Source organism: Planococcus antarcticus DSM 14505 (assembly GCF_001687565.2).
In the GTDB taxonomy this organism is placed as follows: domain Bacteria; phylum Bacillota; class Bacilli; order Bacillales_A; family Planococcaceae; genus Planococcus; species Planococcus antarcticus.
On sequence record NZ_CP016534.2, the window covers coordinates 87,362 to 108,166 of the forward strand.

A 20,805-nucleotide genomic window follows, 5' to 3' on the forward strand; every position below is an offset into this window, starting at 1 on the left:
AGAGATGGTTTATCAATTGTTGGAACGCGTAGCTGCCACAAATTTATGGCAGCTTTTTCATGTAGTATAGTAAAAAAATGTGTACAATAGAGAAATACATGAATGAGATTTAGTGTTAAACAGATAAAGGAGTGTAGGGCATGTCAGAAGAATTAAACGATCAACTAGTAGTTAGACGCCAAAAAATGCAAGCTTTTCGAGATCACGGAATGGATCCATTTGGTGGCCGTTTCGAACGGACTCATTTATCTCAAGAAATAATTGAGCAATACGGAGAGCTTTCTAAAGAAGAATTAGAAGAAACGCCACATGAAGTAATCATTGCCGGACGAGTGATGACAAAGCGTGGGAAAGGGAAAGCCGGCTTTGCACACATTCAAGATTTAAAAGGGCAAATTCAAATATACGTTCGTAAAGATGTAATTGGCGATGAGGCTTACGAATTTTACAATACAGTTGACCTAGGAGATATTTTAGGGATTAAAGGGATTGTGTTTAAAACGAACGTAGGAGAACTATCTATTAAAGCAAAAGAAGTGGAGTTTCTTACTAAAGCGTTGCGTCCGTTACCTGAAAAATTTCACGGCTTAAAAGATGTCGAGCAACGTTACCGTCAACGCTATTTAGACTTGCTGACAAGTGAAGGCAGTAAAGAGACGTTTATTCTGCGTAGCCGCATTATCCAATCGATGCGACGTTACTTAGACAATGCAGGTTTCCTGGAAGTTGAAACGCCGATGCTTCACTCAATTGCTGGAGGAGCAGCTGCTAAACCGTTCATTACACATCACAATGCGCTAGATATGGAATTGTATATCCGTATTGCAATCGAGCTTCACTTGAAGCGTTTAATTGTTGGGGGATTAGAAAAAGTTTATGAGATTGGACGTGTTTTCCGTAATGAAGGAATTTCGACTCGTCATAACCCAGAATTTACGATGCTGGAGCTGTATGAAGCGTACGCGGATTATAACGACATCATGGCACTTACAGAAAACTTAGTAGCTCATATTGCACAAGAAGTGCTCGGAACTACTACAGTGCAATACGGAGAAGATCAGATTGACTTGGCTGTAGGTTGGAAACGACTACACATGGCTGATGCTGTTAAAGAATATACAGGCGTGAACTTCTGGAAACAGATGACTAAAGAAGAAGCTCAAGCTTTAGCAAAAGAACATAATGTCGAAATTAGACCTACAATGGAAGTTGGGCATATCTTAAACGAGTTTTTCGAGCAAAAAGTAGAAGAACAATTAGTTCAACCAACTTTTATTTACGGACATCCGGTTGAAATTTCACCTTTAGCTAAGAAGAATTCAGAAGATGATCGTTTTACGGATCGCTTTGAATTGTTTATTGTACGTCGTGAACATGCAAATGCGTTTACAGAGTTAAACGATCCAATCGATCAGCGCCAGCGTTTTGAAGCGCAGTTGATTGAGAAGTCAGAAGGAAACGATGAAGCGCATGAAATGGATGAGGACTTTATTGAAGCATTGGAATACGGATTGCCTCCAACAGGCGGATTAGGAATCGGTATTGACCGTTTAATTATGTTGTTAACGAATTCTTCATCTATTAGAGATGTTTTATTGTTCCCGCAAATGCGCCCGAAGGAATAAGATATCTTTAAAAAAACCGTTTTGAAGGGTAGTTGCTCTTTAAAACGGTCTTTTTTATTAAAATATCTTGTATCTATTTTGGGAAGGTGCTATACTATTTCTTGTCGCGTTTTTCATAATAAAATATGCGGAGAAGAATAAAGAGAAATAATTATTGACTTTCTAAAAATAAGCTGGTAGTATTGAAAAGTCGCTGTCGTAGACAACAGCACAACAACTTGAACCTTGAAAACTGAACAGCAAAACGTCAACGAAAGACGTCACGAGCACTTCGGTGCGAGAACGGCTTTTGCGAAGGTTGCCACCGGCAATTGGAGCAGAGTTGTTCATCTACTAGATGTTCGTGACTACAACTTACTGATCAGCTTTGTGCAGATCAAGCCATCTTCGGATGGTGCCAGCAACAACTAGAGCAGTCAAATGTTCTCTATAATGGAGAGTTTGATCCTGGCTCAGGACGAACGCTGGCGGCGTGCCTAATACATGCAAGTCGAGCGGAACCAGAGGAGCTTGCTCCTTCTGGTTTAGCGGCGGACGGGTGAGTAACACGTGGGCAACCTGCCCTGCAGATCGGGATAACTCCGGGAAACCGGTGCTAATACCGAATAGTTTGTCGCCTCTCCTGAGGCGGCACGGAAAGACGGCATCTCGCTGTCACTGCAGGATGGGCCCGCGGCGCATTAGCTAGTTGGTGGGGTAATGGCCTACCAAGGCGACGATGCGTAGCCGACCTGAGAGGGTGATCGGCCACACTGGGACTGAGACACGGCCCAGACTCCTACGGGAGGCAGCAGTAGGGAATCTTCCGCAATGGACGAAAGTCTGACGGAGCAACGCCGCGTGAGTGACGAAGGTTTTCGGATCGTAAAACTCTGTTGTGAGGGAAGAACAAGTACCAATTAACTACTGGTACCTTGACGGTACCTCACCAGAAAGCCACGGCTAACTACGTGCCAGCAGCCGCGGTAATACGTAGGTGGCAAGCGTTGTCCGGAATTATTGGGCGTAAAGCGCGCGCAGGCGGTTCTTTAAGTCTGATGTGAAAGCCCACGGCTCAACCGTGGAGGGTCATTGGAAACTGGAGAACTTGAGTGCAGAAGAGGAAAGTGGAATTCCATGTGTAGCGGTGAAATGCGTAGAGATGTGGAGGAACACCAGTGGCGAAGGCGACTTTCTGGTCTGTAACTGACGCTGAGGCGCGAAAGCGTGGGGAGCAAACAGGATTAGATACCCTGGTAGTCCACGCCGTAAACGATGAGTGCTAAGTGTTAGGGGGTTTCCGCCCCTTAGTGCTGCAGCTAACGCATTAAGCACTCCGCCTGGGGAGTACGGCCGCAAGGCTGAAACTCAAAGGAATTGACGGGGGCCCGCACAAGCGGTGGAGCATGTGGTTTAATTCGAAGCAACGCGAAGAACCTTACCAGGTCTTGACATCCCGCTGCCCGGTGTAGAGATACGCCTTTCCCTTCGGGGACAGCGGTGACAGGTGGTGCATGGTTGTCGTCAGCTCGTGTCGTGAGATGTTGGGTTAAGTCCCGCAACGAGCGCAACCCTTGATCTTAGTTGCCAGCATTTAGTTGGGCACTCTAAGGTGACTGCCGGTGACAAACCGGAGGAAGGTGGGGATGACGTCAAATCATCATGCCCCTTATGACCTGGGCTACACACGTGCTACAATGGACGGTACAAAGGGCTGCAACCCCGCGAGGGCAAGCCAATCCCAGAAAACCGTTCTCAGTTCGGATTGCAGGCTGCAACTCGCCTGCATGAAGCCGGAATCGCTAGTAATCGTGGATCAGCATGCCACGGTGAATACGTTCCCGGGCCTTGTACACACCGCCCGTCACACCACGAGAGTTTGTAACACCCGAAGTCGGTGAGGTAACCCTTGTGGAGCCAGCCGCCGAAGGTGGGACGGATGATTGGGGTGAAGTCGTAACAAGGTAGCCGTATCGGAAGGTGCGGCTGGATCACCTCCTTTCTAAGGATAAATTCGGAACCGAGGTTTTCTCGGGGTTGACGTTTTGCGTTCAGTTTTGAAGGTTCACCTTCAGTGGAGACACTGAACTGATCTTCTATTAGCACTATACTTATACTCAAGAGGGCCTATAGCTCAGCTGGTTAGAGCGCACGCCTGATAAGCGTGAGGTCGATGGTTCGAGTCCATTTAGGCCCACCATTCTTCTTGGGGCCTTAGCTCAGCTGGGAGAGCGCCTGCCTTGCACGCAGGAGGTCAGCGGTTCGATCCCGCTAGGCTCCACCACTCATTTTGTAAGCGAAAGCGAGAACCTTGTTCTTTGAAAACTGGATAAAACGACATTGAAACAAAAATGAAGCAATTCATGTACGCGTGGCACTTGGTGCCACAACTTTTTAATTAACCATTGGTTAAGTTAGAAAGGGCGCACGGTGGATGCCTTGGCACTAGGAGCCGAAGAAGGACGGCACTAACACCGATATGCTTCGGGGAGCTGTAAGTGAGCTGTGATCCGGAGATTTCCGAATGGGGGAACCCACTGCCTTTAATTGGGCAGTATCCATGTGTGAATTGATAGCACATGAGAAGGCAGACCCAGGGAACTGAAACATCTAAGTACCTGGAGGAAGAGAAAGCAAATGCGATTCCCTGAGTAGCGGCGAGCGAAACGGGATCAGCCCAAACCAAGAGGCTTGCCTCTTGGGGTTGTAGGACACTCTATACGGAGTTACAAAAGGCAGGATTAGGCGAAGCGACCTGGAACGGTCCGCCACAGCGGGTAATAGCCCCGTAGCCGAAAACCCTGCCCCTCCAGAGTGGATCCTGAGTACGGCGGAACACGTGAAATTCCGTCGGAATCCGGGAGGACCATCTCCCAAGGCTAAATACTTCCTAGTGACCGATAGTGAACCAGTACCGTGAGGGAAAGGTGAAAAGCACCCCGGAAGGGGAGTGAAATAGATCCTGAAACCGTGTGCCTACAAGTAGTCAAAGCCCGTTAATGGGTGATGGCGTGCCTTTTGTAGAATGAACCGGCGAGTTACGATTGCATGCAAGGTTAAGCTGAGAAGGCGGAGCCGCAGCGAAAGCGAGTCTGAATAGGGCGACAGAGTATGCAGTTGTAGACCCGAAACCAGGTGATCTACCCATGTCCAGGGTGAAGGTAAGGTAACACTTACTGGAGGCCCGAACCCACGCACGTTGAAAAGTGCGGGGATGAGGTGTGGGTAGCGGAGAAATTCCAATCGAACCTGGAGATAGCTGGTTCTCTCCGAAATAGCTTTAGGGCTAGCCTCAAGATAGAGAATCCTGGAGGTAGAGCACTGTTTGGACTAGGGGCCCATCCCGGGTTACCGAATTCAGACAAACTCCGAATGCCAGTGATTTATGCTTGGGAGTCAGACTGCGAGTGATAAGATCCGTAGTCAAGAGGGAAACAGCCCAGACCACCAGCTAAGGTCCCCAAATATCCGTTAAGTGGAAAAGGATGTGGCGTTGCTTAGACAACCAGGATGTTGGCTTAGAAGCAGCCATCATTTAAAGAGTGCGTAATAGCTCACTGGTCGAGTGACACTGCGCCGAAAATGTACCGGGGCTAAACGGATTACCGAAGCTGTGGATGGATCTCTTCGGAGATCCGTGGTAGGAGAGCGTTCTAAGGGCGTTGAAGTCAGACCGGAAGGACTGGTGGAGCGCTTAGAAGTGAGAATGCCGGTATGAGTAACGAAAGACGGGTGAGAATCCCGTCCACCGAATGCCTAAGGTTTCCTGAGGAAGGCTCGTCCGCTCAGGGTTAGTCGGGACCTAAGTCGAGGCCGATAGGCGTAGACGATGGACAACAGGTTGATATTCCTGTACCACCTCCCCGCCGTTTGAGCAATGGGGGGACGCAGAAGGATAAGGAGAGCGTGCCGTTGGTTGTGCACGTCCAAGCAGTGAGGCGTGGAATGAGGCAAATCCCATTCCTGATACGTTGAGCTGTGATGGCAAGAGGTTTACCTCAGAGTCCCTGATTTCACACTGCCAAGAAAAGCCTCTAGCGAGGCGGGAGGTGCCCGTACCGCAAACCGACACAGGTAGGCGAGAAGAGAATTCTAAGGTGAGCGAGTGAACTCTCGTTAAGGAACTCGGCAAAATGACCCCGTAACTTCGGGAGAAGGGGTGCTCTGGTAGGGTGAATAGCCCGAGAGAGCCGCAGTGAATAGGCCCAGGCGACTGTTTAGCAAAAACACAGGTCTCTGCAAAACCGTAAGGTGACGTATAGGGGCTGACGCCTGCCCGGTGCTGGAAGGTTAAGGGGAGTGCTTAGCGCAAGCGAAGGTGCGAACTGAAGCCCCAGTAAACGGCGGCCGTAACTATAACGGTCCTAAGGTAGCGAAATTCCTTGTCGGGTAAGTTCCGACCCGCACGAAAGGCGTAACGATCTGGGCACTGTCTCAACGAGAGACTCGGTGAAATTATAGTACCTGTGAAGATGCAGGTTACCCGCGACAGGACGGAAAGACCCCGTGGAGCTTTACTGTAGCCTGATATTGAATTTTGGTGCAACTTGTACAGGATAGGTAGGAGCCTTAGAGCCCGGAGCGCCAGCTTCGGAGGAGGCGTCGGTGGGATACTACCCTGGTTGTATTGAAATTCTAACCCACATCCCTGATCGGGATGGGAGACAGTGTCAGGCGGGCAGTTTGACTGGGGCGGTCGCCTCCTAAAGAGTAACGGAGGCGCCCAAAGGTTCCCTCAGAATGGTTGGAAATCATTCGCAGAGTGTAAAGGCAGAAGGGAGCTTGACTGCGAGACGTACAGGTCGAGCAGGGTCGAAAGACGGGCTTAGTGATCCGGTGGTTCCGCATGGAAGGGCCATCGCTCAACGGATAAAAGCTACCCCGGGGATAACAGGCTTATCTCCCCCAAGAGTCCACATCGACGGGGAGGTTTGGCACCTCGATGTCGGCTCATCGCATCCTGGGGCTGTAGTCGGTCCCAAGGGTTGGGCTGTTCGCCCATTAAAGCGGTACGCGAGCTGGGTTCAGAACGTCGTGAGACAGTTCGGTCCCTATCCGTCGCGGGCGCAGGAAATTTGAGAGGAGCTGTCCTTAGTACGAGAGGACCGGGATGGACACACCGCTGGTGTACCAGTTGTTCTGCCAAGGGCATCGCTGGGTAGCTATGTGTGGCCGGGATAAGTGCTGAAAGCATCTAAGCACGAAGCCCCCCTCAAGATGAGATTTCCCATTGCGCAAGCAAGTAAGATCCCTCAAAGACGATGAGGTAGATAGGTTCGAGGTGGAAGCGTGGCGACACGTGCAGCTGACGAATACTAATCGATCGAGGACTTAACCAAACAATGTATCATGAAGGAATTTCAATGGGTCAATGTCGTTTATCCAGTTTTGAAAGAATAAGGAAAAGTTTTTTTATGAAAAAGCTTGTAAAAACCTGTGAGATTGGTATAATCAATCTTGTCTTTCAAAACCAAATAGTCCAGTGATGATGGCAAAGAGGCCACACCCGTTCCCATCCCGAACACGGCAGTTAAGCTCTTTTGCGCTGATGGTAGTTGGGGGTTTCCCCCTGTGAGAGTAAGACGTCGCTGGGCATACTTATCGGAGGATTAGCTCAGCTGGGAGAGCATCTGCCTTACAAGCAGAGGGTCGGCGGTTCGATCCCGTCATCCTCCACCATTTTTTCTTTCGCCGGAGTAGCTCAACTGGTAGAGCAACTGACTTGTAATCAGTAGGTTGAGGGTTCAAGTCCTTTCTCCGGCACCACTCACGTAAATGAGCCATTAGCTCAGCTGGTAGAGCATCTGACTTTTAATCAGAGGGTCGAAGGTTCGAATCCTTCATGGCTCACCATTTTAATTGAATCATTGCCACGCGGGTGTGGCGGAACTGGCAGACGCACTAGACTTAGGATCTAGCGCCTTCGGGCGTGGGGGTTCGACTCCCTTCACCCGCACCATTTTTGCGGAAGTAGTTCAGTGGTAGAACGCCACCTTGCCAAGGTGGAGGTCGCGAGTTCGAACCTCGTCTTCCGCTCCATATTTTTTTTGCACATTATACCGACCCTTAGCCGGGGTGGCGGAACTGGCAGACGCACAGGACTTAAAATCCTGCGGTAGGTGACTACCGTACCGGTTCGATTCCGGTCCTCGGCACCATTTATGCAAACCAGATGAATCCCTTATATGCGCCCGTAGCTCAATTGGATAGAGTACTTGACTACGAATCAAGCGGTTAGAGGTTCGAGTCCTCTCGGGCGCACCATATTTTTACACTCAGCAACTCAGTTCGGGAAGTAGCTCAGCTTGGTAGAGCACTTGGTTTGGGACCAAGGGGTCGCAGGTTCGAATCCTGTCTTCCCGACCAAACAATGGGGCCTTAGCTCAGCTGGGAGAGCGCCTGCCTTGCACGCAGGAGGTCAGCGGTTCGATCCCGCTAGGCTCCACCATTTTTAAAAATATTGAACCTTGAAAACTGAACAGCAAAACGTCAACGAAAGACGTCACGAGCACGACTTTTGCGAAGGTTGCCACCGGCAATTGGAGCAGAGTTGTTCATCTACTCGGTGTTCGTGACTACAACTTACTGATCAGCTTTGTGCAGATCAAGCCATCTTCGGATGGTGCCAGCAACAACTAGAGCAGTCAAATGTTCTCTATAATGGAGAGTTTGATCCTGGCTCAGGACGAACGCTGGCGGCGTGCCTAATACATGCAAGTCGAGCGGAACCAGAGGAGCTTGCTCCTTCTGGTTTAGCGGCGGACGGGTGAGTAACACGTGGGCAACCTGCCCTGCAGATCGGGATAACTCCGGGAAACCGGTGCTAATACCGAATAGTTTGTCGCCTCTCCTGAGGCGGCACGGAAAGACGGCATCTCGCTGTCACTGCAGGATGGGCCCGCGGCGCATTAGCTAGTTGGTGGGGTAATGGCCTACCAAGGCGACGATGCGTAGCCGACCTGAGAGGGTGATCGGCCACACTGGGACTGAGACACGGCCCAGACTCCTACGGGAGGCAGCAGTAGGGAATCTTCCGCAATGGACGAAAGTCTGACGGAGCAACGCCGCGTGAGTGACGAAGGTTTTCGGATCGTAAAACTCTGTTGTGAGGGAAGAACAAGTACCAACTAACTACTGGTACCTTGACGGTACCTCACCAGAAAGCCACGGCTAACTACGTGCCAGCAGCCGCGGTAATACGTAGGTGGCAAGCGTTGTCCGGAATTATTGGGCGTAAAGCGCGCGCAGGCGGTTCTTTAAGTCTGATGTGAAAGCCCACGGCTCAACCGTGGAGGGTCATTGGAAACTGGAGAACTTGAGTGCAGAAGAGGAAAGTGGAATTCCATGTGTAGCGGTGAAATGCGTAGAGATGTGGAGGAACACCAGTGGCGAAGGCGACTTTCTGGTCTGTAACTGACGCTGAGGCGCGAAAGCGTGGGGAGCAAACAGGATTAGATACCCTGGTAGTCCACGCCGTAAACGATGAGTGCTAAGTGTTAGGGGGTTTCCGCCCCTTAGTGCTGCAGCTAACGCATTAAGCACTCCGCCTGGGGAGTACGGCCGCAAGGCTGAAACTCAAAGGAATTGACGGGGGCCCGCACAAGCGGTGGAGCATGTGGTTTAATTCGAAGCAACGCGAAGAACCTTACCAGGTCTTGACATCCCGCTGCCCGGTGTAGAGATACGCCTTTCCCTTCGGGGACAGCGGTGACAGGTGGTGCATGGTTGTCGTCAGCTCGTGTCGTGAGATGTTGGGTTAAGTCCCGCAACGAGCGCAACCCTTGATCTTAGTTGCCAGCATTTAGTTGGGCACTCTAAGGTGACTGCCGGTGACAAACCGGAGGAAGGTGGGGATGACGTCAAATCATCATGCCCCTTATGACCTGGGCTACACACGTGCTACAATGGACGGTACAAAGGGCTGCAACCCCGCGAGGGCAAGCCAATCCCAGAAAACCGTTCTCAGTTCGGATTGCAGGCTGCAACTCGCCTGCATGAAGCCGGAATCGCTAGTAATCGTGGATCAGCATGCCACGGTGAATACGTTCCCGGGCCTTGTACACACCGCCCGTCACACCACGAGAGTTTGTAACACCCGAAGTCGGTGAGGTAACCCTTGTGGAGCCAGCCGCCGAAGGTGGGACGGATGATTGGGGTGAAGTCGTAACAAGGTAGCCGTATCGGAAGGTGCGGCTGGATCACCTCCTTTCTAAGGATAAATTCGGAACCGAGGTTTTCTCGGGGTTGACGTTTTGCGTTCAGTTTTGAAGGTTCACCTTCAGGCGGCAACGCCTTTTTTTGTGACTTTCAATCTTGTTCTTTGAAAACTGGATAAAATGACATTGAAACAAAAATGAAGCAATTCATGTACGCTTGGCACTTGGTGCCACAACTTTTTAATTAACCATTGGTTAAGTTAGAAAGGGCGCACGGTGGATGCCTTGGCACTAGGAGCCGAAGAAGGACGGCACTAACACCGATATGCTTCGGGGAGCTGTAAGTGAGCTGTGATCCGGAGATTTCCGAATGGGGGAACCCGCTGCCTTTAATTGGGCAGTATCCATGTGTGAATTGATAGCACATGAGAAGGCAGACCCAGGGAACTGAAACATCTAAGTACCTGGAGGAAGAGAAAGCAAATGCGATTCCCTGAGTAGCGGCGAGCGAAACGGGATCAGCCCAAACCAAGAGGCTTGCCTCTTGGGGTTGTAGGACACTCTATACGGAGTTACAAAAGGCAGGATTAGGCGAAGCGACCTGGAACGGTCCGCCACAGCGGGTAATAGCCCCGTAGCCGAAAACCCTGCCTCTCCAGAGTGGATCCTGAGTACGGCGGAACACGTGAAATTCCGTCGGAATCCGGGAGGACCATCTCCCAAGGCTAAATACTTCCTAGTGACCGATAGTGAACCAGTACCGTGAGGGAAAGGTGAAAAGCACCCCGGAAGGGGAGTGAAATAGATCCTGAAACCGTGTGCCTACAAGTAGTCAAAGCCCGTTAATGGGTGATGGCGTGCCTTTTGTAGAATGAACCGGCGAGTTACGATTGCATGCAAGGTTAAGCTGAGAAGGCGGAGCCGCAGCGAAAGCGAGTCTGAATAGGGCGACAGAGTATGCAGTTGTAGACCCGAAACCAGGTGATCTACCCATGTCCAGGGTGAAGGTAAGGTAACACTTACTGGAGGCCCGAACCCACGCACGTTGAAAAGTGCGGGGATGAGGTGTGGGTAGCGGAGAAATTCCAATCGAACCTGGAGATAGCTGGTTCTCTCCGAAATAGCTTTAGGGCTAGCCTCAAGATAGAGAATCCTGGAGGTAGAGCACTGTTTGGACTAGGGGCCCATCCCGGGTTACCGAATTCAGACAAACTCCGAATGCCAGTGATTTATGCTTGGGAGTCAGACTGCGAGTGATAAGATCCGTAGTCAAGAGGGAAACAGCCCAGACCACCAGCTAAGGTCCCCAAATATCCGTTAAGTGGAAAAGGATGTGGCGTTGCTTAGACAACCAGGATGTTGGCTTAGAAGCAGCCATCATTTAAAGAGTGCGTAATAGCTCACTGGTCGAGTGACACTGCGCCGAAAATGTACCGGGGCTAAACGGATTACCGAAGCTGTGGATGGATCTCTTCGGAGATCCGTGGTAGGAGAGCGTTCTAAGGGCGTTGAAGTCAGACCGGAAGGACTGGTGGAGCGCTTAGAAGTGAGAATGCCGGTATGAGTAACGAAAGACGGGTGAGAATCCCGTCCACCGAATGCCTAAGGTTTCCTGAGGAAGGCTCGTCCGCTCAGGGTTAGTCGGGACCTAAGTCGAGGCCGATAGGCGTAGACGATGGACAACAGGTTGATATTCCTGTACCACCTCCCCGCCGTTTGAGCAATGGGGGGACGCAGAAGGATAAGGAGAGCGTGCCGTTGGTTGTGCACGTCCAAGCAGTGAGGCGTGGAATGAGGCAAATCCCATTCCTGATACGTTGAGCTGTGATGGCAAGAGGTTTACCTCAGAGTCCCTGATTTCACACTGCCAAGAAAAGCCTCTAGCGAGGCGGGAGGTGCCCGTACCGCAAACCGACACAGGTAGGCGAGAAGAGAATTCTAAGGTGAGCGAGTGAACTCTCGTTAAGGAACTCGGCAAAATGACCCCGTAACTTCGGGAGAAGGGGTGCTCTGGTAGGGTGAATAGCCCGAGAGAGCCGCAGTGAATAGGCCCAGGCGACTGTTTAGCAAAAACACAGGTCTCTGCAAAACCGTAAGGTGACGTATAGGGGCTGACGCCTGCCCGGTGCTGGAAGGTTAAGGGGAGTGCTTAGCGCAAGCGAAGGTGCGAACTGAAGCCCCAGTAAACGGCGGCCGTAACTATAACGGTCCTAAGGTAGCGAAATTCCTTGTCGGGTAAGTTCCGACCCGCACGAAAGGCGTAACGATCTGGGCACTGTCTCAACGAGAGACTCGGTGAAATTATAGTACCTGTGAAGATGCAGGTTACCCGCGACAGGACGGAAAGACCCCGTGGAGCTTTACTGTAGCCTGATATTGAATTTTGGTGCAACTTGTACAGGATAGGTAGGAGCCTTAGAGCCCGGAGCGCCAGCTTCGGAGGAGGCGTCGGTGGGATACTACCCTGGTTGTATTGAAATTCTAACCCACATCCCTGATCGGGATGGGAGACAGTGTCAGGCGGGCAGTTTGACTGGGGCGGTCGCCTCCTAAAGAGTAACGGAGGCGCCCAAAGGTTCCCTCAGAATGGTTGGAAATCATTCGCAGAGTGTAAAGGCAGAAGGGAGCTTGACTGCGAGACGTACAGGTCGAGCAGGGTCGAAAGACGGGCTTAGTGATCCGGTGGTTCCGCATGGAAGGGCCATCGCTCAACGGATAAAAGCTACCCCGGGGATAACAGGCTTATCTCCCCCAAGAGTCCACATCGACGGGGAGGTTTGGCACCTCGATGTCGGCTCATCGCATCCTGGGGCTGTAGTCGGTCCCAAGGGTTGGGCTGTTCGCCCATTAAAGCGGTACGCGAGCTGGGTTCAGAACGTCGTGAGACAGTTCGGTCCCTATCCGTCGCGGGCGCAGGAAATTTGAGAGGAGCTGTCCTTAGTACGAGAGGACCGGGATGGACACACCGCTGGTGTACCAGTTGTTCTGCCAAGGGCATCGCTGGGTAGCTATGTGTGGCCGGGATAAGTGCTGAAAGCATCTAAGCACGAAGCCCCCCTCAAGATGAGATTTCCCATTGCGCAAGCAAGTAAGATCCCTCAAAGACGATGAGGTAGATAGGTTCGAGGTGGAAGCGTGGCGACACGTGCAGCTGACGAATACTAATCGATCGAGGACTTAACCAAACAATGTATCATGAAGGAATTTCAATGGGTCAATGTCGTTTATCCAGTTTTGAAAGAATAAGGAAAAGTTTTTTTATGAAAAAGCTTGTAAAAACCTGTGAGATTGGTATAATCAATCTTGTCTTTCAAAACCAAATAGTCCAGTGATGATGGCAAAGAGGCCACACCCGTTCCCATCCCGAACACGGCAGTTAAGCTCTTTTGCGCTGATGGTAGTTGGGGGTTTCCCCCTGTGAGAGTAAGACGTCGCTGGGCACATTGAAACAAGTCGTTACCGATTCCGGTAACGGCTTGTTTGTTTGGGAAAATGAAAAGACGAAAACAAAATTTATAAAGAAACAAAAATAAGGATTGAAGATGTAATGTAATGGGAAAAGCAAGAGTGAGGTGATTTTCATGAAACCAGGCGTATATAAAGTAGAAGCTATTGATAAAAGAACAGCATTATTAAAGGGCCTAGAAGAAAATGGTCAGCAGTATACATTTCCATTAACTGATTTTACGCATAACGTCTCTGTAGGAGATGTAGTAGAAATTTGGCAAGAAGGAGTAGAGTGGAAGACAAAATATATAGAAGAAAAAACAGAGTCAGTATCAAGTCATACTAAAGATTTTGTAAAAAGAATATTAGATCAGGAATAAATTAAAAAAGTCTTTAAGTGAATTTATTGGTCAAGTCCCTCTTTAATAGACACCAGCTAATTGTGTATCAGCTTGCTATTTTCTCCACTTTCAAATAAGCGGCTGGCGTCAAATAACCCAGTCTTTTTTGACCGCGTTCTTCGTTAAAATAAGCAATGAATTTCGGTAGGTCTTCGATCACCTGACCGGCTGAATCGACCGGGAATAAATGCGGAAACTCTGTTTTTAAATGCGAGAAGAAACTCTCGATTACGGCATTATCCCAACAATTCGCTTTTCGGGACATGCTCGGGATGAAACTAAGCTCTTCCGCTAATCGGTGATGCCGCATGGAAGAATAGACGCTACCTTGATCCGAATGCAGGACCGCTTGCTTCAAGTCCGTAAGGCCTCTTGCCTTCATTGCCTGCCGGACCGTCCCGTCCACCAAATCGGCATTGGGATGCGTACTGATGGCGAAGCCAATGACTTCGCGGTTATGTATGTCAATGATGGCAGATATAAAGAATTTCACCTCTTTTACCGTCAATTCGGAGAGATCGGTCACCCATTTGCGGTTGGCGAGTTCCGCGTTAAAATCTTGGTTCAACAGGTTTGGATAAACATAGCCGGCACTTTGTTCTTTTTTGACATGTGTTGATTTGACGGCACGGATTTTTGATTTTAGATTCATTTCACCCATCAGACGGCGGACCCGCTTATGATTGATGACGTGGCCAGCGGCTTTCAGTTCGCCGGAAATATGCTTCGCTCAATAAGTGCCTTCACTCTTGTCGTATACTTTCTGGATCGCTTTCATATCTTTCTCATCGCGGTCAGTCATCGCCTTTTCGGGACGTTTAATATGGGCATAATACCCACTTGCGGATACTTCTAGCGCTTTACAAACCAGCTCTACGGGATAATCCTTTCTCAGTAATGACACGGCTTCATACCATTTGCTCATTCGCTCTCCTTGAGAAAGGCCTGGAACTTTTTTAGGATTTCAATGTGATCCCGTTGCTCAATATATTTCTTCTCGATTTCTCTCAAGCGTTTGATTTCATCGCTATGTTCAGAAACATCCGTCTTATCATAATTAGACTCAAGCCTCTTTTTTCCATAGTTCCGGTATTGTCTAAGCCAGTTCGACAGCGAATTCGGATGGATGTTCATTTCTTCCGCAACGTCTTGGTTAAACCGTTTCTTTTACAGGACTTCCAGGACAGCGTAGAGTTTTTCATCAAATGTATTTTGACACTTTATATTTTTCTTGTGAGTGCTCATGAAAATCCCCCCTTTAGAAATCTATTGATGGCATAAGTGTAACACCTTGAGCGTCCATTATAAGGGGGTCGACCACTTCCAGATGAACATTTCCATCCAACGCTTCCCTTAGTTTCTTTAACGTACGATATACAATTTCCATCGTGAGAGTGGTCGTGACTTCATAGGAGGCGATTTCACGGGGGCGACATCTTTCACGGTGGGAAAGATACGCCATCTGCCCCGAACGGTTTGGCAAGAACGCGATATCCGTAACGAATACATTACCGAGTTCATCTTGATCGAACTGCCGGTTCAACAGGTTGAGACAGACGGCATGTTCTTGTGTGCCTTGGCCAGTTGCTTATAGGAATTCGCTCTCCGGATTTTGGCGAAGAGGTTGAATTTGCGCATGAGGCGCATAATCTTCTTATGGTTCATCGGCGTTTCCAACAGTTCCACGAGTACCATATAAAAGGTGCGATAGCCGATTTTCCCACGATGAGCAGCAGGTAATCTAGGTAGTCTTGTTCTTCGCGAATGGCGTGTTGTTCCGTCTTCTTCAGCCAGGCGTAATAGCCACTTTGACTGACCTGGGCCGTTCGGCAAAGTGTACCCACCAAATTTTTCAGTTGAAATTTTCGGACCACCGCGTTGATCACTTCGTATTTTTCAGCCAGGGTCAGCTGCACTTCTTCACCTGCCTTTCGAGCTCCTCGAGCGTTTTTAGCAACTCATTTTCCGCATCCAGGTATTTGATGTGCGCTTCCGCTTTTTTCAGCTTTTTCTCAGCTGAGAGATCTTTCGTAGAAGGGCGACCCCGTACTGCCTTTTCCGCGGCGCTCTTCGAAGAAGCCGTCTTCTCCGTGTAGCTTGAAGGCTTTCCGCCACCGCTCGAGAGAAGATTGCGCTTTTTGAGATCCGATAACAATTAAATCAAACCCACCTTCGCAAAAATCTGGGAAGGGTCTTTGCCTGCCAAGTTCTCCTTCACGGCATGAATTTTGAATTCAAGCGTGTACTGAATCGTCTGATCGGATACGGAAGCAACATTTTGGTTCGCCTCCAAAGTCCGATGTTGGTGTTCGTTGAAAATGACTTTACTCATCTGATCTTCTCTCGTCCAAGTTAGCTAAATTTAGTATACCGGGGTCTGAAAACAGAAAAACCCCCAAATGGGTCACTTTTTTTAAAAGTGTCTACCATTTGGGGTTCAGTTCATCAGCTCTAAGACTTTTTTATTGATGAAAACTTTCGATACGTACTATTTGATATCTGTAAAAAACTTGGTGTATAATTAAGTCAAATATAGTCAAAGTCAGCTTTGGCATATTATGTATCGAAGAGGTGAAGGCGATGCGGAATATTTCGGATGTAATAGAAGGTTATTTGAAGCAAGTTATCGAATTAAGCGAGAGAGATCATATTGAAATTAAACGCAGCGAAGTAGCTGAAAAATTTCAATGCGTGCCGTCTCAAATAAATTATGTTATTAACACTCGTTTCACTGTTGACCGTGGATACACTGTAGAAAGTAAACGCGGCGGTGGTGGATATATTCGTATTAAAAGAATTCGGCTTCATCAAAAGTCAGATGTTATAGCCGAAGTTATTCAGCGCTTAGAGCACGGTGCGACTCAGGTAATGGCGGAGGATATTATTTTCAGACTACTGGATGAAGAAATTATTTCTAAACGAGAAGCAAAGCTGATTCTCAGTGCTGTAGATCGCGCGACGCTGCTTTTATCTCTTCCGACGCGTGACGAAGTTCGGGCGCGTATTCTTATTGCAATGCTCTTTACAATAAAATATCAGTCGAACACATAAAGAGGTGAAAAGATGATTTGCGATCAGTGCGCAGAACGTTATGCATCAGTAATGGTTAAACAACAGCAACATGGACAGATAACAGAGCTACATTTATGCGATATCTGTGCTGCTGAAAACCAGAGCATTAATATTGTTTTTGAAAAGGATCCATTAGCTATTCATCAGTTATTATCAAATTGGTTTCCTATTTCGAAAGCATCCATCAACCCAATAAGAAAGGAAATAACTACTTGTCCTTCCTGTGATTTTACTTTCTCAAATTTTTTGCAGTTAGGTAAATTCGGATGCCCTTCTTGTTATGATGAATTTTCATCCCAACTCAATGAAATATTTAAACGGTTCCATAATGGGAATACAGAACATACTGGTAAAATTCCAGCTTCTTATGGCACAACATTAAAAATAAAAAAAGAAATTGAAGAACTTCGTAAGCAGATGCAGGTATCGATTCAGGGAGAACACTTTGAAGAAGCTGCCAGATTAAGAGATGAAGTGAAAATGTTAAGTTCAAAGCTTGAGGGAGGTGCTCTAAATGGCAGTTGAACGGTTTCTCCAACCTCGAGCAAGCAGCTGGATGGCCAACAATGGTGAGAATGTAGATATTGCAATGAGTACTAGAATTCGATTAGCGAGAAATCTAACTGATTTCAAGTTTCCCTATTCTTTTACAGAAGATGAGGCACTCAAAGTGGATAAAGAAATCTCTTCTGTATTGTTAGATAAAGGCAGTGAGTTAGATTATACTTTTAGCCATATCAGTATCGATGAACTTGCCCAGCTGCAAAAAGAAGTATTGATAGAAAAGCATTTAATCAGCCCTTATCTCGCTAAGACCCAACATTCCGGTTCTGTTTTATTGTCTCAGAATGAAGAGTTGAGTATTATGGTCAATGAAGAGGATCATTTGAGGATTCAAAGCCTGCAATCAGGTTTTCATCTTCAAAATGCTTATAAAATAGCTAATGAGCTGGATACCTTTTTAGAGAAGAATTTATCTTATGCCTTTCATGAGAAGTATGGCTACTTGACCAGCTGTCCCACTAACGTCGGGACGGGGATGAGAGCATCGGTTATGCTTCATTTACCGGCTTTGACTATGTCACATCAAATCCAGCGGCTAATACCGGCGATTTCTAGACTTGGCATGGTAGTTCGCGGTATTTATGGTGAAGGCAGTCAAGCCTTGGGAAATGTCTACCAAATCTCCAATCAATTGACGCTGGGTAAGTCAGAATATGAAATTCTCCAAGATTTGGAGAATATGACAGAACAGATTATCCAGCAAGAGCGTAAGGCGCGTGAAGCAATTTTGTTAAATTCACCGTCAACGTTGGAGGATCGTGTGTGCCGTTCGCTTGGCGTTCTTACCCATTCGAGACTGTTGACTACGGAAGAAGCTGCGACTTGTTTGTCAGACGTTCGATTGGGTATTGATTTAAAGATGATTCAAGATATGGATATGTCGATCTTGAATGAATTAATGATTTTTATGCAGCCGGCATTTCTGCAGCAATATGCAGATAACCCGTTACAGCCGAAAGAACGTGATTTTGCCCGGGCGAAATTGTTCCGAGAGCGATTGAATAAAAAAGAGATAAATAGTGAAGGAGAGGATCTTGCATGATGTTTAATCGATTTACACAACGCGCACAAAAAGTTCTTCAATTAGCTCAAGAAGAGGCCATTCGTATGAAGCATGAATCAATCGGTACAGAACATATTCTTCTTGGTTTGATTCGTGAGGGTGGCGGTATTGCCGCTAAAGCTCTTGAAGCGATAGAAGTGAATACACAGTTGATCGAAGAAGGTGTGAAGGAATTGGTTGGTGTCGGCGAAAAAGATGTCGGTCCGATCGTCCATTATACGCCAAGAGCGAAAAAAGTTATCGAGTTGTCAGTTGATGAGTCCCGTAAACTGGGTCACTCTTATATAGGTACAGAGCATTTGTTATTAGCGCTTATTCGTGAAGGAGAAGGCGTTGCAGCTCGTGTGTTAGGAAATGCGGGTGTTAGCTTAAATAAGGCGCGTCAGCAAGTGTTGCAGCTTCTAGGTAGCAATGAACAGGCGTCTACAGGTACTAGCCCGAATGCTTCGGCAAACACACCAACTTTAGATGGATTGGCCCGGGATTTGACTCAAGTGGCCCGTGAAGGCGGTTTGGATCCTGTTATTGGCAGAAGTGACGAAATCACACGAGTGATTGAAGTGTTGAGCCGTAGAACGAAAAATAACCCTGTTTTAATCGGAGAGCCAGGTGTCGGTAAAACAGCGATTGCTGAAGGATTGGCTCAGCAGATCGTTAATAATGAAATTCCTGAAACTTTACGCGACAAACGTGTCATGGTTTTAGATATGGGTACTGTAGTTGCCGGAACAAAATACCGCGGGGAATTTGAAGATCGTTTGAAAAAAGTGATGGATGAAATTCGTCAAGCGGGTAATGTTATCCTGTTCATCGATGAGCTTCATACGTTAATCGGTGCAGGTGGGGCAGAAGGTGCGATTGATGCCTCTAATATCTTGAAACCTTCCTTGTCACGCGGAGAGCTTCAATGTATCGGTGCTACGACTTTAGACGAGTACCGCAAATATATTGAAAAAGATGCGGCTCTTGAACGTCGTTTCCAACCGATTCAAGTAGATGAGCCTTCAGTGGAAGAATCAATTCAAATTATCCGTGGCCTGCGTGATCGTTACGAAGCGCATCACCGTGTGAAAATTACAGATGAAGCCATCGAAGCAGCGGCTAAAATGTCGGACCGTTACATTTCTGATCGTTTCTTGCCGGATAAAGCGATTGACTTGATTGATGAAGCGGGATCAAAAGTAAGACTTCGCTCTTACACGATTCCACCGGATTTGAAAGAGTTGGAATCGCGATTAGAAGCAGCGCGTTCTGAGAAAAATGAAGCAGTACAAAGCCAGGAGTTTGAAAAAGCGGCTTCGCTTCGTGATGCAGAACAGAAGCTACAAAACCAATTAGATAAAACGAAAAAAGAATGGAAAGAAAAGCAAGGAAAAGAAGAGTCTGAAGTAACTGTGGAAGATATCGCGAAAGTCGTGTCCATGTGGACTGGCATTCCGGTTTCAAAGTTGGCACAAACAGAGTCTGATAAGTTGTTGAATTTGGAAGCGATTCTTCATAATCGGGTCATTGGTCAGGATGAAGCTGTAACATCAATTTCTAAAGCTATTCGACGTGCGCGTGCTGGATTGAAAGATCCAAAACGTCCAATCGGATCATTCATTTTCCTTGGACCAACAGGTGTCGGTAAAACGGAACTAGCGCGAGCCTTAGCTGAGTCTATGTTTGGTGATGAAGATGCGATGATTCGCATTGACATGTCTGAGTACATGGAAAGACATTCGACTTCTCGTTTAGTCGGTTCTCCTCCAGGGTACGTAGGTTACGAAGAAGGCGGACAGTTGACTGAGAAAGTTCGTAGAAAACCCTATTCGGTAATACTACTTGACGAAATTGAAAAAGCTCACCCTGACGTCTTTAATATTCTTTTGCAAGTTCTTGAAGATGGCCGTTTGACGGATTCAAAAGGTCGCAGAGTCGACTTCCGCAATACAGTAATCATCATGACTTCAAACGTCGGCGCAGAAGAGCTGAAATACAATAAGTATGTTGGTTTCAATTTAGATGATGCCAAAACAGACTATAAAGATATGAAAGGCAAAATGCTTGCCGAATTGAAAAAAGCATTCCGCCCAGAGTTCTTAAACCGTGTTGATGACATGATCGTCTTCCATTCTCTTGAAAAAGAAAACTTAAGGGAGATTGTGAATTTGATGACGAAACAATTGGTAGATCGCTTGAAAGAGCAGGATATCGATTTGGAGTTAACAGAAGCTGCGCTTGAAAAAGTAGCGAAAGAAGGATATGACCCAGAATACGGAGCACGACCACTTCGCCGTTCACTTCAAAAACACGTAGAAGATCGTTTGTCAGAAGAGCTTTTAAAAGGTACGGCTCTTTCAGATCAAAAGATCATCTTCGATGTAGAAGATAATGAATTCATTGTTCGAACCAATGAAACAGAAAAAGCAAAAGAAGCGGCAGCAGAAAAATAATAAGAACATTCCGCTCGCCGGAGATGGTTTCCGGCGAGCGATTTTTCTATTTAAGGAGGTAGA

At 47.7% G+C, this 20,805-nt stretch carries 8 protein-coding genes, 11 tRNA genes, 6 rRNA genes and 2 pseudogenes; 23 read left to right on the forward strand and 4 right to left on the reverse strand.

What is annotated here, in order from left to right; genetic code table 11:
* The first annotated feature begins 140 nt into the window (after window positions 1-140).
* The 19 genes from lysS to BBH88_RS00480 all read left to right on the forward strand — a co-directional run bounded on the left by lysS (window position 141) and on the right by BBH88_RS00480 (window position 13,587).
* Entirely contained in the window at window positions 141-1,625 is a 1,485-nt protein-coding gene (gene lysS, locus BBH88_RS00390) for a lysine--tRNA ligase (protein WP_006830782.1), read from the forward strand.
* Window positions 1,626-2,054: 429 nt separating this feature from the next.
* Window positions 2,055-3,606 (forward strand): 16S ribosomal RNA (locus tag BBH88_RS00395).
* 121 nt (window positions 3,607-3,727) lie between these two features.
* Window positions 3,728-3,804, forward strand: a tRNA-Ile gene (locus BBH88_RS00400).
* A gap of 8 nt (window positions 3,805-3,812) precedes the next feature.
* A tRNA-Ala gene (locus tag BBH88_RS00405) sits at window positions 3,813-3,888 on the forward strand.
* 123 nt (window positions 3,889-4,011) lie between these two features.
* Window positions 4,012-6,943, forward strand: a 23S ribosomal RNA gene (locus tag BBH88_RS00410).
* Between the two features lie 139 nt (window positions 6,944-7,082).
* Window positions 7,083-7,198: ribosomal RNA gene (gene rrf, locus BBH88_RS00415) — 5S ribosomal RNA — on the forward strand.
* A 9-nt stretch (window positions 7,199-7,207) separates the two neighbouring features.
* Window positions 7,208-7,283, forward strand: a tRNA-Val gene (locus BBH88_RS00420).
* A gap of 11 nt (window positions 7,284-7,294) precedes the next feature.
* Window positions 7,295-7,370 (forward strand) — tRNA-Thr (locus BBH88_RS00425).
* Window positions 7,371-7,381: 11 nt separating this feature from the next.
* Window positions 7,382-7,457 (forward strand) — tRNA-Lys (locus BBH88_RS00430).
* Between the two features lie 21 nt (window positions 7,458-7,478).
* A tRNA-Leu gene (locus BBH88_RS00435) sits at window positions 7,479-7,563 on the forward strand.
* A 5-nt stretch (window positions 7,564-7,568) separates the two neighbouring features.
* Window positions 7,569-7,643, forward strand: a tRNA-Gly gene (locus BBH88_RS00440).
* Window positions 7,644-7,673: 30 nt separating this feature from the next.
* Window positions 7,674-7,762: transfer RNA gene (locus BBH88_RS00445), tRNA-Leu, on the forward strand.
* A 29-nt stretch (window positions 7,763-7,791) separates the two neighbouring features.
* Window positions 7,792-7,868, forward strand: a tRNA-Arg gene (locus BBH88_RS00450).
* A gap of 25 nt (window positions 7,869-7,893) precedes the next feature.
* Window positions 7,894-7,970: transfer RNA gene (locus BBH88_RS00455), tRNA-Pro, on the forward strand.
* Window positions 7,971-7,976: 6 nt separating this feature from the next.
* Window positions 7,977-8,052 (forward strand) — tRNA-Ala (locus tag BBH88_RS00460).
* A 209-nt stretch (window positions 8,053-8,261) separates the two neighbouring features.
* A 16S ribosomal RNA gene (locus tag BBH88_RS00465) occupies window positions 8,262-9,813 on the forward strand.
* Window positions 9,814-10,013: 200 nt separating this feature from the next.
* Window positions 10,014-12,945, forward strand: a 23S ribosomal RNA gene (locus tag BBH88_RS00470).
* Between the two features lie 139 nt (window positions 12,946-13,084).
* Window positions 13,085-13,200, forward strand: a 5S ribosomal RNA gene (gene rrf / locus BBH88_RS00475).
* The 16S, 23S and 5S rRNA genes sit together here with 11 tRNA genes alongside, the layout of an rRNA operon.
* Window positions 13,201-13,341: 141 nt before the next feature.
* Window positions 13,342-13,587, forward strand: coding sequence for a hypothetical protein (locus BBH88_RS00480; RefSeq protein WP_006828884.1), 246 nt, complete (start codon window positions 13,342-13,344; stop codon window positions 13,585-13,587).
* A 67-nt stretch (window positions 13,588-13,654) separates the two neighbouring features.
* Here BBH88_RS00480 and BBH88_RS00485 read toward each other — a convergent pair whose 3' ends face one another.
* The 4 genes and pseudogenes from BBH88_RS00485 to BBH88_RS19515 form a co-directional block, all read right to left on the reverse strand.
* Entirely contained in the window at window positions 13,655-14,329 is a 675-nt protein-coding gene (locus BBH88_RS00485; protein WP_154669105.1) for an IS3 family transposase, read from the reverse strand.
* A 9-nt stretch (window positions 14,330-14,338) separates the two neighbouring features.
* Window positions 14,339-14,533 (reverse strand): hypothetical protein, encoded by a 195-nt coding sequence (locus BBH88_RS18690; RefSeq protein ID WP_083387727.1) that lies wholly within the window; start codon window positions 14,531-14,533, stop codon window positions 14,339-14,341.
* Window positions 14,530-14,748 (reverse strand): annotated as a pseudogene (locus tag BBH88_RS19965) (transposase); the annotation flags it as partial. The pseudogene BBH88_RS19965 and the gene BBH88_RS18690, both read right to left, overlap by 4 nt.
* Before the next feature lie 175 nt (window positions 14,749-14,923).
* Window positions 14,924-15,940: pseudogene (locus BBH88_RS19515) on the reverse strand (IS3-like element ISBsp3 family transposase); the annotation flags it as partial.
* 248 nt (window positions 15,941-16,188) lie between these two features.
* Between BBH88_RS19515 and BBH88_RS00505 the strand changes: the two are divergent.
* From BBH88_RS00505 to BBH88_RS00520, 4 genes are read left to right on the forward strand one after another with little or no spacing between them, the layout of a single operon-like run.
* Window positions 16,189-16,659: a CtsR family transcriptional regulator gene (locus BBH88_RS00505; protein ID WP_006828889.1), complete on the forward strand. Its 471-nt coding sequence runs from the start codon at window positions 16,189-16,191 to the stop codon at window positions 16,657-16,659.
* 12 nt (window positions 16,660-16,671) lie between these two features.
* A complete protein-coding gene (locus BBH88_RS00510; protein ID WP_006828890.1) occupies window positions 16,672-17,205 on the forward strand; it encodes a UvrB/UvrC motif-containing protein in 534 nt (177 codons plus the stop codon).
* On the forward strand, window positions 17,195-18,286 hold the full coding sequence (locus BBH88_RS00515; protein WP_006828891.1) for a protein-arginine kinase McsB: 1,092 nt from the start codon (window positions 17,195-17,197) through the stop codon (window positions 18,284-18,286). The genes BBH88_RS00510 and BBH88_RS00515 overlap by 11 nt, the downstream gene beginning before the upstream one ends.
* On the forward strand, window positions 18,283-20,742 hold the full coding sequence (locus BBH88_RS00520) for an ATP-dependent Clp protease ATP-binding subunit (RefSeq protein ID WP_040851970.1): 2,460 nt from the start codon (window positions 18,283-18,285) through the stop codon (window positions 20,740-20,742). The genes BBH88_RS00515 and BBH88_RS00520 overlap by 4 nt, the downstream gene beginning before the upstream one ends.
* Window positions 20,743-20,805 lie beyond the last annotated feature (63 nt).

Excerpts from the sequence above, each read along its gene's own strand:
- lysS (WP_006830782.1), top strand. The coding sequence starts at position 141 with ATGTCAGAAGAATTAAACGATCAACTAGTAGTTAGACGCCAAAAAATG.
- BBH88_RS00480 (WP_006828884.1), top strand. The coding sequence starts at position 13,342 with ATGAAACCAGGCGTATATAAAGTAGAAGCTATTGATAAAAGAACAGCA.
- BBH88_RS18690 (WP_083387727.1), bottom strand. The coding sequence starts at position 14,533 with ATGAGCAAATGGTATGAAGCCGTGTCATTACTGAGAAAGGATTATCCC.
- BBH88_RS00505 (WP_006828889.1), top strand. The coding sequence starts at position 16,189 with ATGCGGAATATTTCGGATGTAATAGAAGGTTATTTGAAGCAAGTTATC.
- BBH88_RS00510 (WP_006828890.1), top strand. The coding sequence starts at position 16,672 with ATGATTTGCGATCAGTGCGCAGAACGTTATGCATCAGTAATGGTTAAA.
- BBH88_RS00515 (WP_006828891.1), top strand. The coding sequence starts at position 17,195 with ATGGCAGTTGAACGGTTTCTCCAACCTCGAGCAAGCAGCTGGATGGCC.
- BBH88_RS00520 (WP_040851970.1), top strand. The coding sequence starts at position 18,283 with ATGATGTTTAATCGATTTACACAACGCGCACAAAAAGTTCTTCAATTA.